General features: G+C 69.0%; 9 protein-coding genes. 4 read left to right on the top strand and 5 right to left on the bottom strand.

The features are described from left to right. Positions 1 to 15 precede the first annotated feature (15 nt). From MOQ72_RS01805 to MOQ72_RS01785, 5 genes are read right to left on the bottom strand one after another with little or no spacing between them, the layout of a single operon-like run. Entirely contained in the window at positions 16 to 849 is an 834-nt protein-coding gene (locus MOQ72_RS01805; protein WP_242180022.1) for a carbohydrate ABC transporter permease, read from the bottom strand. Then, positions 846 to 1,739 (bottom strand): carbohydrate ABC transporter permease, encoded by an 894-nt coding sequence (locus MOQ72_RS01800; RefSeq protein ID WP_242180020.1) that lies wholly within the window; start codon positions 1,737 to 1,739, stop codon positions 846 to 848. The genes MOQ72_RS01805 and MOQ72_RS01800 overlap by 4 nt, the downstream gene beginning before the upstream one ends. Then, complete coding sequence (locus tag MOQ72_RS01795; protein ID WP_242180019.1) at positions 1,739 to 3,109, bottom strand: ABC transporter substrate-binding protein; 1,371 nt, start codon at positions 3,107 to 3,109, stop codon at positions 1,739 to 1,741. Before MOQ72_RS01795 ends, MOQ72_RS01800 begins: the two co-directional genes overlap by 1 nt. 36 nt (positions 3,110 to 3,145) lie before the next feature. Next, the gene (locus tag MOQ72_RS01790) at positions 3,146 to 4,462 is read right to left on the bottom strand and encodes an ADP-ribosylglycohydrolase family protein (RefSeq protein WP_242180017.1); all 1,317 of its coding nucleotides are present in this window, start codon (positions 4,460 to 4,462) and stop codon (positions 3,146 to 3,148) included. 27 nt (positions 4,463 to 4,489) lie between these two features. Next, entirely contained in the window at positions 4,490 to 5,494 is a 1,005-nt protein-coding gene (locus tag MOQ72_RS01785) for a LacI family DNA-binding transcriptional regulator (RefSeq protein WP_242180015.1), read from the bottom strand. A 620-nt stretch (positions 5,495 to 6,114) separates the two neighbouring features. Between MOQ72_RS01785 and MOQ72_RS01780 the strand changes: the two genes are divergently transcribed. From MOQ72_RS01780 to MOQ72_RS01765, 4 genes are read left to right on the top strand one after another with little or no spacing between them, the layout of a single operon-like run. Beyond that, positions 6,115 to 7,518, top strand: a complete 1,404-nt coding sequence (locus MOQ72_RS01780; protein WP_242180012.1) for an acyltransferase domain-containing protein — start codon at positions 6,115 to 6,117, stop codon at positions 7,516 to 7,518. Continuing rightward, complete coding sequence (locus MOQ72_RS01775) at positions 7,511 to 13,222, top strand: SDR family oxidoreductase (protein WP_242180011.1); 5,712 nt, start codon at positions 7,511 to 7,513, stop codon at positions 13,220 to 13,222. Before MOQ72_RS01780 ends, MOQ72_RS01775 begins: the two co-directional genes overlap by 8 nt. Continuing rightward, the gene (locus MOQ72_RS01770; RefSeq protein ID WP_242180009.1) at positions 13,215 to 14,561 is read left to right on the top strand and encodes a cytochrome P450; all 1,347 of its coding nucleotides are present in this window, start codon (positions 13,215 to 13,217) and stop codon (positions 14,559 to 14,561) included. Before MOQ72_RS01775 ends, MOQ72_RS01770 begins: the two co-directional genes overlap by 8 nt. After that, positions 14,558 to 16,813, top strand: a complete 2,256-nt coding sequence (locus MOQ72_RS01765; RefSeq protein WP_242180008.1) for an SDR family NAD(P)-dependent oxidoreductase — start codon at positions 14,558 to 14,560, stop codon at positions 16,811 to 16,813. The genes MOQ72_RS01770 and MOQ72_RS01765 overlap by 4 nt, the downstream gene beginning before the upstream one ends. Position 16,814: the final 1 nt, after the last annotated feature.

Raw genomic sequence — 16,814 nt, 5'->3', positions numbered from 1 at the left:
GGCTGCCGCTGAGCGTCAGGTTCCGCCCAGGCCCGAGGCCGCTATGCCGTCGATGAATCGCCTTTGCAGGAAGAGGAAAAGCAGCACCATCGGTAGCAGCATGATCAGTCCAGCTGCGCTGAGCAGGGCGTAGTCCTGGGTGAAGCCCTGCTGGAACGAGAACAGCGCCGTCGACACCGGCATCTTGTCCGAATCCTGGATGAACGTGACGGCGAACAGGAACTCGTTGTACGCCGAAAGTCCGGTCACCAGCGCGACCGTCAGGAATCCCGGCGCGGCCACCGGCGCGACCACCCGCGTCAGGATGCGCAGCTCCGAGGCACCGTCGATGCGAGCCGCCTCCTCGTACTCCCGTGGCAGGCCGACGAGGAACGACCGCAGCAGCAATGTCGCGAATGGTGCGAACAGCGCCCAGTACACGACGATCAGTCCGAACAGCGAGTCGTAGAGGTTCAGCTTGGCCCACAGGAAGAACAGCGGCACCAGGAACATCTGCGTCGGCAACGCGCCACCGACCACCAGCCAGAGCATGATCCCGCCGGTGTGCGGCAGGTCCATCCTGGCCAGCGCGTAGGCGGCCAGCCCGGCGATCACGCACACCCCGACCACCGTCCCGAGCACCACGATCACGCTGTTGCGCAGGCCAGCCGCCATGTTGGCTTCCTGCCACGCCTCGGCGAAGTTCGCCCAGTGCAGACCCGATGGCGGGCCGAAGGAGTTCACCGCCAGTTCGTCGCGGGTCTTCAGCGAGTTGAACGCGAACAGCACCAGCGGGCCGAGCGCGAACAGGGCGAGCAGCCCGAGGATCACGTAGCCGGGCAGGCCGGTCCGGGTCGTGCGCTGGCTCATGCTTCCCAACCCTTCTTGCGCCGCAGGTACAGGTAGCCGAGCACCACCACAGCGCTGATCAGCGTCATCACCACACCGATCGCCGCCGCGTAGCCGACCTCCTGGTTGGTGAAGGCGTTGCGGTACAGAACTGTGCCCAGCACCTCCGAGGACCCGGCTGGTCCGCCGTCGGTGAGGATGTAGACGTAGTCGAAGATCAAGAACGACCAGACGATCGTCATCAGGCCGAGGAAGAGGAAGGTGGGTCGGATGCCGGGCAGGGTGACGTGCCAGAACTGCCGCCACTTGCTCGCGCCGTCGAGTTCCGCCGCCTCGTAGAGCACCGGGCTGACCGATTGCATCGCGGCGAGGAACACCACGACCAGGAAACCCCACCACGCCCAGTTGTTCACCACCGCGATCGAGGGCAGCACGAAGTTGGTGTCCCCGAGGAAGTTGATCCCGGTGAGCGCCCCGAGGCCGGTGTCCGGCGCCAGCAGGTTGCGCCAGATCATCGCGTTGACCACCGTCGCAACGATGTAAGGCAGGAAGTACAGCACCCGCAGCAACAGCTGGAAGCGCTTGACGCGGGAGAGCAGGAACGCCCCGAGCAACCCCATCGCCATGGGCACCAGCAGGAAGTACAGCGTCCACGCGAGGTTGTGCAGCAACGCCTCGATGAACTCGGTGTCGCCGAGCAGCCGGACGTAGTTGTCCAGTCCCACCCAGTGCGCGGTGCCGATGCCGTCGTAGTCGGTGAAGGAGTAGTAGAGGCTGAACACCCCCGGACCCACCATCACCAGCAGGTTGACCGCCAGCAGCGGCAGCAGGTAGAGCCAGCCGAGCCGCTGCCTGCTCCGCTGGATTCCCGCTGGACGACGTTGCTGCTGGTCGAGCTGTTGGACCGCCATCACGCCTCCGGAGCCGGTACGGGCGGGACGTGGCCCGCGGCGCGTTCTTCGGCGAACAGCTCGTCGAGCTCGGCGCAGAACTCCCGCGCGCTGGTCTTGCCGACGATCACGCGGTCCATCCCGCGGTACATGTGGTTGTTCGACCGCGGCGGCCAGTGCGTCCACGTGGTGTAGCCGCGCAGCGAGCTGGCGTTGAGCTCGGTGAAGAAACGCCGCACGCGGGGATCGCTGTTGGCCGGGTAGTCGGCGTCGCGGATGTCGATCGGTGGCGGCGGCAGCCCCACATCGGCGAGCGCCTTCGCCGCGCGAGCCGGGTCGGACAGCCGCCAGTTCAGGTACTCGGCCGCGGCGTCCGGGTGCGGCGAGTCGCTGTTGAGCACCACCGAGCTGCCGATCGCGATCTCGAACAGCTCCGGCGGCGCGGTGGGCGCGAAACTGGGGATCACGGCCCACTCCCAGCGTGCGTCGTTGCCCGCCTCCGGGCCGAAGAAGGCGGCCGCGTCGCTGAACCCCCAACTGCCGGTGAGCATCATGGCGGCCTGGCCCGAGGCGAGCTTGGCGTAGAGGGCGTCATTGCGGTTGGTGAAGTAGGACTGCACACCGCCGCCGAACCAGCCCTTGCCGAAGTAGTCGGCCAGCAGCTCGATGGCGTCCACGAACAACGCGTCGGTCCACGAGCGGTTGCCGCGCAACGCGTCGTGCAGGGCCTGCGGCCCGCTGAAGTGGTTGAGGAAGACCGTCACCAGCCACTCGGTGGCTGGCTTGTAGTCGGCATTGCCCGCCGCCACCGGCATGATCCCGCGCGCCGCGGCCTCCGTGCAGATCCGTTCGAAATCGGTCCGATCCCGCGGCGGGTGCCATCCGTTCCGGGCGAAAACGGCGGGGTTGTAGAGCAGCACCATCGACTCGTATTCGAGCGGGATGGAGTACAGCTTGCCGTCCACCTTGCTGGCCTCGACCGCCCATCGCTGGAGTTTGCCGTTCCAGTCGAACCGGCGCGCGTAGCCGTCGAGGTCCGCCAGCTTGCCCGCATCGAGGTCCGCCAGCTTGCCCGCATCGAGGTAGGCGAGCACCTGCGCCGGGCCCGGGGTGGGGAACAGATCCGGTCCGCGCCCCGAGGCCACCGCGGTCTGCACGAGCCGGTCGATGGTGCTGGTCTGCTTCACCGCCATCAACACCGGCAACCCGTGCGAGGACGCGAACGGAGCGACGAGCTCCCGCTGGACGTAGTCCTCCTGTTCCGATCGGTTGAAGGCGGCCCAGAAGTCCACCACTTCGCCACTGCGGGAGCCGCCGCAGCCACCCAGGGCTGTGGCGCTTCCAACGGCGAAGGCCGAAGTGGACAGCTGCAGGAAGCTTCGGCGCGTCATTGAGCCGGGCATATGTCGCTCCTTCGCGAACTCGGCTTACGCCGATCCGGACTCGGTGAGGCGGATGGTGCGTTCGGCCAGTGCGCTGATCCGGGACCCGTCGAACCCGGAGACCGCGGAGCGCAGCCGATCGTCCAGCGGGGCCAGCCAGTGCTCCGGAATCCCGTCCCTGCCGAGGAAAGCACCGGCGACCGAGCCCGCAGTGGCTCCGTTGGAGTCGGTGTCCCAGGCGCCCTGCACGGTCAGGCCGATGGTCGATGTGAAGTCACCGGCTCCCCACAGCACGCCCATCGCCACCACGACGGCGTTGTTGATGGTGTGCACCCAGCTGTAGTGGCCGTACTCCCGTTCGACCTGCTGCTGCGCCTGTTCCCAGCTCGCTCCCCCGGCGTGCAGGTCGAGCACGGTGCGCAATGCCTCCGCCAGCCGAGACTGCGGCGGGACGCATCGGGCGGAGATCTCCACGGCCCGACGTACGTCGTCGGCGGTGAAAGCCGCCGCCACCAGCGCCGCCGACCACATCGCGCCGTAGATTCCGTTGCCGACGTGGGACAGCGCGGCATCGGGGAACACCGACTTCGCGGCGCCCATCGGATCCCCGGCGTGCCGGTAGCCGTGGATGTCGGCGCGGATCTGCGCGCCTATCCACTCGCGGTACGGGTTGCGCACGGTGGCAGCGCGTTCGGGCTCGATTCCCGCGGTCAGGTTGCGGTAAACGGCGCGCTCGGCGGTGTAGGTGAGCAGGAAGGGCAAGCGCTGCAACCATTCCCTGGCCACGTCGTCGGTCGTGTAGTCCGGCCCGTAGGTCTCCAGCAGGTGCAGGCCGAGCACGGTGTAGTCCAGGTCGTCGTCGCGGGCCGAGCCGTCGATGTTGCCCCTGGTGGTCATCGGGTGGCTCGGATGCAGCACGAACTCGGCGGGCAACGGGTTCAGCAGCGGGATGTAGTCGCGGATCGGGTAGTCACCGGCCAGTTCCAGGTACCGGCGCAGGCTCGCGGCGGTGAAGCTGAAGCCGTTCTCCACCGGCTTGCCCAGATTGCAGCCCGCGGCACGGCCCTGCCAGGCGCCGTGCACGCGCTCCGCGTAGCGCTCGACGGACACCGGCGGTGGGGCCTGGGTGCCGATCGCAGCAACGATTTCGTCGAGTGCGTCCGGCTCCTCGTAGACCCAGTCCGCGCGCCGGGCGGTGTGCTCCAACTCGTCGAGCAGTTCGGTCGCTCGCGCCGCTGGCAGTTCCGCGGGATCGGTGCCGTCGAGCGCGGCCAGGACGGAATCGATGTCGTAGCCGGATTCCCGGCGTTGGGCCAGCTCGTCGGCGAGCAAGTCGTTGGGGGACAACGGATCGTGCGGCATGGCCACCCTTCTGGTCGGTCTTCGCGGTCAGGTCGAGTCGCGGACGATGAGGTCGGCCGACACGACCGTCTCGGTTGGTTCGGAGGTGTCGCCCTCGATGCGTTCGAGCAGGCGTCGACCGCTGGTGGCGCCGAGTTCGTAGGCGGGGTTGCGCACGGTGGTCAGCGCGGGGCTCACGAGCTCGGCGGCGTCGATGTCGTCGAACCCGACGACGGCGAGATCATCTGGCACCCGCAGCCCTGCCTCCCGTGCCACGTCGAGGGCACCGATGGCCATCAGGTCGTTGGCGCAGACGACGGCCGAGGGACGCCGGGGCAGCAGGGCGCGCATGGCCGCGCGCCCGCCTTCCCGGCTGTAGTCGCCCGCTGCGACCAGATCCGGGTCGGGTTCGATCCCACGCGCCGCGAACGCGTCGCGGTACCCGGCGGCGCGCTCGTCCTCGCTCACCGCCAGGGAGGCGTCGAGCAGACCGATCCGCTGGTAGCCGCGCCTCAGCAGGTGGGCCGTGGCGTCAGCAGCCCCCTTTCGGTCGTCGCTGCGCACCAAGTCGCCCAGCCGCGGGTCGACTCGCCCGCGCAGCCGCACCAGCGGCACCCCCGCTTCCAGCACCGGGGCCAGATCTCGTTCGGTGTAGTGGAAACCGCTGTAGACGATGCCGTCGATGCCCCGTGCGACGAGGTCGCCGAGGTGCGTGGTCTGGGTGACCCGGTCGCCATCGGTGTTGCTCACCACCACGTGGATTCCCGCCGCGCCTAGCGCGTCCTGCATGCCGCGGGCGAGCACCGGGTAGAAGGGGTTGGTGATGTCCGGGATGGCCAACGCGGCGATGTTGGTGCGCCGGGTGCGCAGGCTGCGCGCCACCTGGTTCGGTCGGTAGCCCAGCCGTTCCACCGCGTCGAGCACCCGGTTGCGGGTGGCCTCGGAAACCGGCCGCTTGCCGTTGAGCACCTGCGAGACGGTGGCCGCGCTGACCTGGGCGAGCTCGGCGACGTCGGTGAGCCGCACGCGGGTCCGGGACACCTTCGCCGCCATCGGCCACCTCCAACAAAGTGCGCAAATCGTTTTGCGCTCGGTTCGATGTGACACCCTCCGCCCTCGCCCCCGCGACTGTCAAGGGGCCTGCTGCTGACGAGCCAGCTGCGCTCGGCAAATCTGCTGCCCGGACCGCATTTCCGCGGACCGCAGGGCATTTCCACCGGTCGGCACGTGCATTTCGGTCATGTCGTGCGGCTTTGGCCACCCGATCGCGGGGCCGGGTACGCGTTACCGGCCGGTATTATCTCCGGTCAGTGCCGCGAAAAGCGTTGCCAGGAAACGCATTTCCCCCACACCGGTGCAACCGCCCGGGTCGAAATATGTACGCGGGGTGCATCTTCCTTGATATTTCCGCGTCCGCAGCGGCATGCCAAACTGAGTTGGAAAACGGTTGGCACCGGTGCGTTTCCCCGACGACGCGGTGCCGACGGAGCTCCGCTCGCAGCCGAACACCGCAGCCCGGCGCGATCGAGCAACGAAGTTCCCGGCAAACCTGCACCCTTTTCTGCACACCGGCGGCCGACCGCCCACGCCCGGCTGCCGGGTAGTCCGACCGGCCCGGCCGAGACGAACATCCGAACAACGCGATCGTCCGGCGTAGAAGAGGAGGAACTGCTGTGGACCGATCCGCTGATGTCGTGGCGCTGTTTCCCGGACAAGGCGCTTTCGACGGCCAAGCGCTGTCCGCCGCCGCGGCGAACCACTCGGATATTCGGGACGTTTTCCACGAAATCGACGAGGTGACCCGCGCTGAAACCGGGCGCCGCCTTTCGGACGTCGTGCTCGCCGAAAACCCGCCGCGGCTCGCCGAACTGCTCGCCGACGAACCGTGGGTTTCCCAACTGGCCATCTACGGCACGGACGTCGCGGTGCACCGAGTCCTCCGCGACAACGGCCTGCGCCCCGACCTGCTGGTAGGCCACAGCCTGGGCGAGATCGCCGCGCTGGTGTGCGCCGACGCGTACACGGTGGCCGACGGCGCGCGGTTGATCTGGCACCGGGTGCGCGTCGTCAACGAGGCCGAACTGCGGGACGGTTGCATGGCCGCGCTGGCCACCGACCCGGACCGGGCCCAGTCGCTGCTGGCCGCCGTCGCCGACGACGACCTGGTGATCGCGGCGGCGAACCACGACCGCCAAACCGTGGTGTCCGGGCCGAACGAGTCGATGGCGAAGCTGCGCTCGGTGGCCGATGCGGTCGGTGTTTCCTTCGCCCGGCTCGAATCCCCCGCCCCGTTCCACAGCCCGCTGCTGCGCCCGACCGTCGAACGCTTCAGCGCGGCGATCCGCGACATCCCCCGGCAAGCGCTGCGAACCCCGGTCCACTCGCCGATCCTGAACCGGAAATACACCGACGACGAGGACATCGCGGCCGCGCTGGCGAGCCATTTCACGCTCCCGGTCAATTTCGCGACGACCATCCGCCAACTGGCGGACCAGGGTGTTCGGCACTACGTCGAATGCGGCGCGGTGGGTGCCTTGAGCAAATTCGTGCGGCAGCACCTCAACGGTTCCGCGCCGACCGCGATTGCCGGGTTACCCAGTGATCCGACTGGGATTCATGCCGCGTTGGGCGCGTTGCGCGAGGCCGGGCTACTGCCGGTTCCACAAGCGGCGAACGGGAATCGGACGGGGTTCGACGCGTTCTGGGCAGACCGGGGAACGCAGATCATCGAGCTGATCCGGCGGGAATTCGAGATCTACCACGGCTCGCGCACCGGTCCGGAGGCAGCCGCGGAAGCGGGCCATGCTGTCGATCCGGCGGAGGTCGCCGACCGGCTTCGCAAGATGTACTCCGATGCCCTCGAATATCCGGAAGAGGTGTTCGCCGACGACGTCGAACTGGAAGCGGAGCTGGGCATCGACTCGGTGAAGCAGGTCGAACTCCTCACCCGCGTCTCCGAGACCTTCGGCCTGCCGACGCCGACCGACGGTTTCCGGTTGGCCGACTACGACCGGATGGGCAAGGTCGTCGACTACACCGTGCGCCTGCTCTCCCGCGCGGAGTCCGCGCATGCCTGAGCGCAACGAGCTCAGGGGGAAACTCGCGTTGGTGACCGGCGGTGCGCGGGGCGTCGGCAAGGCGATCGCAGCGGCCCTCGCCGCGCGCGGTGCGCACGTGATCGTGAACTACTTCCACTCGCACGAGCAGGCGAAGCAGACCCGCGCGGAGCTGTCCGGGATCGACCTGATCCGGGCGTCGGTCGCCCGGCCTGATCAGGTGGCCGGGATGTTCGCCGAAATCGACCAGCGGTACGGGCGGCTGGACATCCTGGTCAACAACGCCGCCAACGGCGCACTGGTGGCCGACGACGAGGTCACCGACGCGCAGCTGGACAAGGGCTGGGACACCAACGTCAAAGGTGCGCTGCGCTGTTCCGAGCACGCGGCCGAGCTGATGCGACGGCAGGGCGGCGGGGCCATCGTCAACGTCTCCACGTTGGGCGCATCGCAGTTCGTGATGGCCAACTACCTCGCTTGCGCACCGGCGAAAGCCGCGGTCGAAGCACTCACGCGCTACCTGGCAGCGCGGTTCGCACCTGACGGGATTCGGGTGAACACGGCGTCGGCGGCGATGCTCGTCAGCGACGTCGCCGACGCATTTCCGCAGGCGGAGCAGATGCAGCAGGCAGTTCGCGCCGCCACTCCGTTCAACCGCCTCGGCACTCCGGCGGAGCTCGCCGATCTGGTGGCTTTCTTGGCCGGTGACGATTCGCGGTGGATCACCGGTCAGGCGGTCGTCGCCGACGGCGGGCTCTCGCTGGGGGTTCCGCTGCTCTCGGCACCGCCGAGCGAACCCGCACCGGTCGCGGCGACGGACGGCGACGAGTCCGAAGTGGACGAAGTGGCTGTCGTCGGGATGGGCATGGCAGTGGCCGGGGCGAACAGTCCGGCGGAGTTCTGGCAGCTGCGTCAAACCGGGGCCGAGCTGTTCGTGCCGGTACCCGCCGACCGCTGGGACCGCGACTCGTTCCACTCGTCGGACGAGCACGCCGAAGACAAGGCATACCAGGACCGATGCGTGTTCATCACCGATTTCCGGTCCACCGATGAGCACTCCGGCGATCAGGAGTTCACCACCAGGTGGCTGCGGCACAGCGTGGTGCAGGCCATGCGCGAGGTGAGCACGCAGTCGACCGATCGGTTCCGCTGCATCTTCGGTTACACCCCGGACGGCAACCAGCACCTGGAAGAGGCCGGAGTGTTCAGCGCTGCGGTGCAACGGTCGGATGCCCTGCTCGCCGAGCTCGATCCGGAATCGCCCGAAGCGCTGCGCGACGAGGTCCGGCGCACCCTCGCGGACCGCTACCGGCGCGGCGACGCCCCGGAGACTGGCCGGTTCCTGCCGCATCGGGTGGGCAGGCTGGCGATCGACGGCGTGCTGCCAGCCACGACTTCCGTGCAGATGGTCGACACGGCCTGTTCGTCCTCGCTCTACGCCGTGGATATCGGGGCCAAGGCATTGCTCTCCGGAAGTACCGATGTCGCTGTGTGCGGCGGCGCTTTCGCCCTCGGACCGCGCGGCACCGTGCTGTTCTCCAAGCTGCGGGGCCTGTCGAAGCGTGGCGAAGTGCGTTCCCTCGACAAGGACGCGGATGGCGTGATCTTCGCCGACGGCGCCGCTGTGGTGGTGCTCAAGCGGTTGAGCCGGGCACGTGCGGACGGCGACCAAGTCCTCGCCGTGCTGCGCAGCACCGGCACCTCGTCCGATGGCCGGGGCAAAGCGATCTACGCGCCGAACCCGGAAGGGCAGGCTCGTGCCATCGCCAGGGCCTGTGCCGCGGAGCCGCCCGACTGGATCATCGCGCACGCGACCGGGACACCAGCCGGTGATCTCGCCGAGCTCAACACCCTGCATGACCGCTACGGGCAAGGCGCGGGCAGCGTGCCGGTCACCTCGAACAAATCCCTGATCGGGCACACCGGTTGGGCGGCCGGAGTGGTGTCGCTGATCGAGGCGATACTCGGCATGCGGCACGAGGTCGTCCCGCCGCAGTTCCGCTTCAACGCGCTCACCTCGGAGTTCGCCGCAGCGGGTTCCGCGCTGCACATCCCGACGCAGGCGCACCCGCTACCGGCGCGGGAGGACCGGCAGCGCAAGGTCGCGGTCACCGGGTTCGGTTTCGGCGGCACGAACGCACACCTCATCATTGCCGAGCCGCCACGGGAGTCGATCGCGCCGACCACCGACGACGGCCACCCCAGGCGGCGCATCGCCATCGTCGGCTGGTCCGCGCACCTGCCCGGACTCGCCGACCGCGCGGCCATCGCCGCCTGGCTCCGGGGCCGGGAACCCGGCCCCAGCAACAGCTTCGGCGAGCAGTACCCGGCACCGCCCTTCTCCCGGGTCCGGCTGCCACCGCCGACCGTCCGGACCGTGGACCGCTGCCAGCTGATGGCCCTGGAATGCGGCCACCAGCTGCGCGAACAGCTCGGCGATGCGTGGCAGCAGCACGCCGAGCGGACCGGGGTGTTCGTCGGGCACCTCGGCCCCACCCGCAACGGGATGCTCTACGCGAACCGGTGCTACCTGGACGACATCGGGAAGGCGTTGACCGGCAACCCGGTGCTCGCCGAATCGGATCTGCTGCCCAAGCTGCTGCACGGCCTGCGGGAGCACGCGCACCAGCTGGTGCCACCGTCCAATGAAGACTCGTTCTCCGGCATCATGCCGAACATCATCTCGGCGCGGGTGGCGAACTACTTCGACCTGCACGGCCCGAACCTGACGCTCGACGCGGGGCTGGCCTCCACGTTGGCCGCTTTCGAGGTCGCCGCCGGGTACCTGCGGGCCGGTGAGATCGACGTGGCCCTGGTGGGCGGCATCAACGGCAACGGTCTCGCCGAGTTCCGCCCGATGATCGGCGACCTGGTGCCGGGCCCGGACTTGGCGGAGGGGGCGTTCCTGTTCGCCCTGGCCGGAGAGGACATCGCGGAAGCCACCGGACTGCAAGTCCTCGGCTGGCTGGACGACATCGCCCCGTCGGACACGACGTCCCGCGAGGAGATCGAGTGCGGCGTACCGGCGCAGGAGAACGCCCGCTACCTCGGCGGCGCGGGTGGCCTGGCGGTGCTGAAGCATCTGCTCACTGGCAGCGGAGCGGCCACCGTGGTGTGCCAGGGCGAATCGGACACCCCCGCTACCCGCCTGGATGTGACCGTCCCGGCGTCGACGGACCAGCAGTGCCAGGTCAGACGCCATGTCGCGGAGCTGCGGCCGGAGGCTCGGGAACCGTCGCTGCCTGGCACGCCGTTCCTGCCGCGCGGCGTCGTGCTGCTCACCGATCGGCCGGAGCTGATCGACGCGTTGGGGGCGCTGCCCGAGGGCGCTCGGGTGCTCTGCTGCGCGCCCGAAATGGCTCCTCGTCCGGGCTGGCACCACCTTCCGGAAGTCACGCCGGACGCGGTGGATTCCGCGCTCGCCGGACACCGTTCCAATGCGGTGCGGGGCGTCGTCGACCTGACCTCCTCGGTACCGCCGGAGACCTGTCTTTCCGAAGGCTCCGCCCAGGTCGACGCGTTGCACGACATGATGTTCCTGGTCATGCAGCGGGCTCTGGACGCTTCGGTGATCACGCTGCTGCTGGGTGCCTTGCCGGAAGGGGTGCCACACCCTTACCACGGCCTGTTCTCCGGTCTGATGAAGGCCGCGCACCTCGAATCTCCCGACGCGGTGCGGTTCGTGCTGGCCACTGACGAAAGGGATGCGGCAGCGGGACTGCGCGTCGTGGAGCGGGAAAGCCGGGTGCGCCGCGCCCTTCCGGTCGTCTTCTACGACCGGGGCGAACGACAGGTCTACCGGCTCAGCGAATGTCCGGCGGAACTGCCCGAGCCGGTGCCCGCCCGATTCGGCCCGGAATCGGTGGTCGTGGCGATCGGCGGTGCTCGCGGGATAACGGCCGAGCTGCTCAAAGTGCTCGCCGAGCAGTTCCGCGTGCGGCTCCACCTGGTCGGCAGCAACCCGCTGGACAGCTATCCCGCTGAGGTTTTCGCCGCCAGCGACGACGAATTCGCCAGCCGACGCAAGGGTTGGCTGCGCGAGCAGATGGTGCAACGCCCTGGGACCCCGGTCGCGCAGCTCAACCGCGAGTACGACCGGATGGTCGAAGCCCGCCAGGCCAGGCAGAACATCGCCGAGATGAGCCGGAGCAGCGGCGCGGTGCACTACCGCGCTTGCGACGTCACCGATCCGCACGCCGTCCAACGCTTGGTGGACGACATCATCGCGGCGGAGTCGAAGATCGACCTGCTGATCAACGCGGCCGGGCGGAGCAGCTCCACCCGGTTGGAGCGCAAGGACTTCGCGGAGTTTCGCCGGGTTCGCGATGTGAAGCTGCTGGCGCACCGCAACCTCAAGCGGGCGTTGGCCGGACGGCAGGTCGGGACGTGGTGCAACTTCGGTTCGCTGCTCGGCTTCTTCGGCCAGGTCGGCGAGACGGACTACGCGTCGGCCAACGATTTCCTCGCCGCTGCCGGGGAATTCTCCGCTCGGGTCGCGGGAGCCGACGAGCTGACCATCGGCTGGACGCTGTGGGGCGGCACCGGCATGGGCGCCGGTGGCCTGATCAGCAAGTACTACGAGCGCTCCGCGACGTACTCGAACATGTCGGTGTCCGAAGGCGTCCACCATTTCCTCCGCGAACTGCACGCACCGGTCCGCGACCCGCACACCGTGCACCTCGGCGAAGCCGAACGCTCGACAGTCACCCACTTCTACCCCGACTTCTTCGATTCGGACGAGGTGAGGGGCACCCGTGACCGAGTAACTGGGGCACGGGTGCCCCGCACCGCACCGGACGACTTCTACTTGCGGCGCGCAGTGTCCGAGGAGGACGATTCGCTGCTTTGCGAGTGCCCGATGGACCTGGTCACCGACGGCTACCTGCGCGGGCACCTGGTGCGCGGCCATCCCACCCTGCCGGGCCTGTTCGTCGTCGAACTCGCCGCCGAGGCCGCCCTGCGGCTGCGGCCGGACCGCGAGGTGGTCGGCTACCAGGACGTGCGGTTCGACCGCTTCATCCAGGTGCGCGACGACATGCCGACCCAACCGAAGCGGATCCGCGCCACGGTGCTGGACAGCACCGACGACCTGGTGACCGTCGAGGTGCGGATCACCTCGGACATCGTGTCGCAGGGCATCCTGGCCGCCCGCGACAAGCCGCACTTCAGCTGCCGGGTGCTGCTCGCCCCGCAGTTCGCGTCGATGCGCTGGCAGCCGTGGCGGCCGGACGCCGCCGAACGCGCCGTCCCCGATCCGTACCACCTGCCCGGCTCACCGGTGGCGTTGACGGGACCGTTCGCGTGCACCAGCGACACCCGGCTGCACCCGCTGGGCAAACGCGCCCGGTTCACCCCGGACCTGGCCGACGCCGATCTGGTCTGGTCGGCGTTCACCATGCCGAACCTGCTGCTCGACGGCATGGCCCGGATGGGCGTGCTGCACCTGGTCGACGGCCGCCTCATGCCGGTCGCGGTGCCGACCGCGATCCGCCGCATCGACCTCTACCAGCGGGCCAACGACCGCGCACTGGCCGAATCGGGACCCGTCGAGCTCTACGCGTCACCACCGGAGGTCACCTTCGGCACGCGCCAGGGCAACCGGTTCGTCGCCGCTCGTCCGGACGGCCGGACGCTGGCCCAGATCAAGGACATCCGGGCGAAGGTGCTCGGGCACATCGACATCGCCACCGGGAACTTCCACACTGCGGGAGGATCGAATGGCTGACCGCAACGCGCCGGGACCCGACGGCGGCCACCTGATCGGCGTGCTTAGCAAGTTCAAGAGCAACTCGCTCGGGCTGATCAGCGACCTGCAGCGCAGGTTCGGCGGCATCGCCCGGGTCCAGCTCGGGCCGTACCTGGTGCACCAGGTGACCGACCCGGAACTCATCAAGCACGTGCTGCAGGACAACCCCGGCAACTACCGGCGGGGACGCTTCTACCGGGGCTTCAACCTCTTCATGGGCCACGGGATGCTGACCACCGACGGGGCCGAGTGGAAGGCACGCAGGCAGGTCGCCCAGCCCTACTTCCAACGCACCCGGCTGGACTCCGCCGCACCGATCATCACCGAATGCGCGAACGACCTGCTGGACCGCTGGGCCGAACCGGCGCGACGCGGCGAAGTGGTCGACGTCGTCGACGACGTCATGTGGTTGTCCATGGGCGTGCTCAGCCGGACGCTGTTCGGCGTCGACCTCCGGGACCGCGCCGAGGAACTGCTCCCCGCCGTGCGCTTCGCGCTCAAGGCGATGATCATCACCGGCAAGGTGGAGCAGCTGCTGCCGCGCTGGGTTCCCACGCGCTACCAACGCGATCTCAAGAAGTACCAGGCAGTTCTCAACGGTGTGATGGACGACGTCATCGCCCGGCAACGCACCAGCGATGACGACAACCTGGTCACCGCGCTGCTGGCGGCGAAGCACCCGGAAACCGGACGCCCCTGGGACGACCGCGCGATCCGGGCCGAGCTGAAGACGCACTTCATGGCCGGGCACGAAACCACCGGCTGTGCCCTGGCGTGGACGCTGTACACGTTGGCCCAGCACGTCGACGTGCGGCGGAAGCTGGCGACCGAACTCGACGAAGTGCTTGCCGGGCGGACACCGACTGTCGAGGACCTGCCGAAGCTGACCTACCTGCGGCAGGTGGTGGACGAGTCGCTGCGGCTGTACCCGCCGATCTGGGTCTACCCGCGCGATGCGGTCGAGGACGACGAGATCGGCGGCTACCACATCCCTGCGGGCAGCACGGTGCTCATCTCACCGCACGCCGCACACCACAACGCGGACGTGTGGGAGTCGCCGGAGGCGTTCGACCCGGAGCGGTTCTGCCCTGCGAACCGGCACACCACGCGCTACCGGTACCTGCCCTTCGGCGGCGGCGCGCGGCACTGCATCGGCCACCACCTGGCCCTGCTGGAAATGCAGCTGACCGTCGCCATGATCACGCAGCGGTACCAGCTGGACCTCGCCTCCGGCCACCAGGTGGTGCCGACCGGTCTGGTGTCGTTGCGCCCGAAGACCGGCGTGCAGATGCGGATCAAGCGGGTCGACCGGCAATGATCACGGCGCCGGTGCAGCGGTTCGTGTGGGCCAACACGCCCGCACCGGGTGGGCCTGCGCCCGAAGTGGCCGGGCGCCGGGTGGCGGTGCTCGGCGATCCGGCCCAGACGGTCACTTCGATGCTGGCAGAGCGCGGCGCATTCCCGTGGCAGCCCGGTGATTCCGGGATTCCGGACGCCGTGGTGGATCTCACCTTCACCGAACCGTTCGACCCGGATGCTCCAGAAGCCGCAGACAGCGCGCTGCGACGCACTCTTTCGGTCCTGCGGACCTGCTACGCGGACTGGAGCGCGGAGACCGACGCCCGTCGACTGGCGTACCTGGCGGTCACCTACCTCGACGGGCGTTCGGGCTACGGGGTCGGGCCGATCCACCAGCCGCTGGGCGGTATTTGGGCTGGTCTGGCCAAGACGTTGCACCGCGAGATCCCGAACGTCAACGCGCGGGTAGTCGACGTCGGTAGCCCCGACCTCGCCGAACTGCCCGACATCGTGGCCACCGAGCTGTACGCGAAGGGCCCAGCGGAGATCGGCTACCTCGACGGGGTCCGGCACGCGCTGACGCCACGCGCCCAACCTCTCGTGGCGCCGTCGGCGCCGCTCGATGACGCCGATGTCGTGCTCGTCTGCGGAGGTTGGAGCGGCATCGGTTTCGAACTCGCGACCACCCTCGCCCGACGCGGCTGCCGCGTCGTGGTCACCGGGCGGAGCCGGCCTCCGGTCGGTACCGAGGAGTGGGCCTGCCTCGACGACGCGGAATTCGACGACTTCCGGCGAGATCTGATGCGCCGGGCCGCCGCCGAGGGCACTGTTCGCGACACCCGCAGCCGGATCGACAAGCTGCGGCGAATGCGCACCTTGCGGGCGAATCTGTCGGCTAGCGAAGGGCTGCCGCTCAGTTTCGTGCACTGCGACCTCACCGACCCGGACGCGGTCGCGGATCTGATAGCCGGGATCCCGGACCTCACCGGGGTGGTGTACTTCGCCGGGGTGGACCGGCCCGCGCGGCTGCCCGCCAAGTCGGATCGGGACTTCCTCGCCGGGATCTCGATCAAGGTCACCGGATTCCTGCGCGTCTTCAACGCGGTGCGGGACCACCGGCTGAAGTTCTTCTGCAACGCGGGCTCGCTCACCGGTCGGCTGGGCGGGATGGTCGGCGAGCTCGACTACGCGGCGGGCAACGAAGTCCTGGCCCGCCTGGGACTTTGGGCCCGCCGCAGCAGCGGGCTCGACGTGCAGACCCTGTGCTGGCCGCTGTGGCGGTCATTGAGCGTTTCATCCAATGTGGACGCTGCGGTGAAGTACATGCCCGCGATGGACCCGGCCGACGGACTCGCGCGGTGGTGCGCCGAACTCGCCGCGCCGCACGACGGCGAGGTCGCTTTCCTCGGGCCGGTCGCCACCGGGATCAGCGTGGCCCAGGCCGGGCAGTTCCCCACCGAGCGCGCGCTACCGGGCTTCGCGGAGGTGCACCCGCGGGTCTTCCACCGCGGCGACCCGACCGAATGGCAGCCGGGCAAGCGCCTGGTCGCCGAGGTCCGCTTCCGGGCCGACGACACCCCGGCGGCCGGAGACGTCCTGGTGGACGGCGACCTGGCGCTACCGATCTCGCTGCTGCTGGACAACGCGCTCCGATCGGCGGAATGGCTCGCCCCGACCCCGGTTCGCGAACTCCTCGACGTCGTGGTGGACCTCGACGGCTTGCGGCTGTCGAACGGCGAAATCCGGTTGAGCAGAACCACTTCCGTCGAATCCGACGAATTGGTCCAAATCGTCTTCCACGCCGGTGCCGGAGCGCAGATCGCCACGATGACCGGACGCTACCGAGAACCGGACGACACCGCTGCGCCGATACCCGACTCCGCTGGTGAACCGATCGAGGTCGAATCGTCCACTGTGCGCTGGCGCGGCGTGGTCGTGCCCTTGGCCAGGTGGCGGAAACATCCTGGCGGTACCCGCAGCGCCTCCCTGACGCCGTGCGCGGCAGCCGATCTGTGGGCTGCGGAGCCCGCACCCGCTTCCCTGCTGCCGATTTCCGCGCTGGAAAACATCCTGCGCATAGCGCTTTCCGGAGCACCGACTGACCAGCTGCGCGTCGCGCGGATCTCGATCGGCCGCGCCCCGGAGCGAGCCGACCTCGCCATCGGCGAACCGTCCGGGCAGACCTGGTGCGTGGTGGAAACCAGCACCCAGCAGATCGCGCTAGTCGTGCGGATGGCCGAACGACCAGACGAATCCGATCCCGAGGAGTAGG

The organism is Saccharopolyspora soli, from assembly GCF_022678645.1.
Classification (GTDB): Bacteria; Actinomycetota; Actinomycetes; order Mycobacteriales; family Pseudonocardiaceae; genus Saccharopolyspora; species Saccharopolyspora soli.
This window is presented reverse-complemented; position numbering and strand designations above follow the sequence as displayed.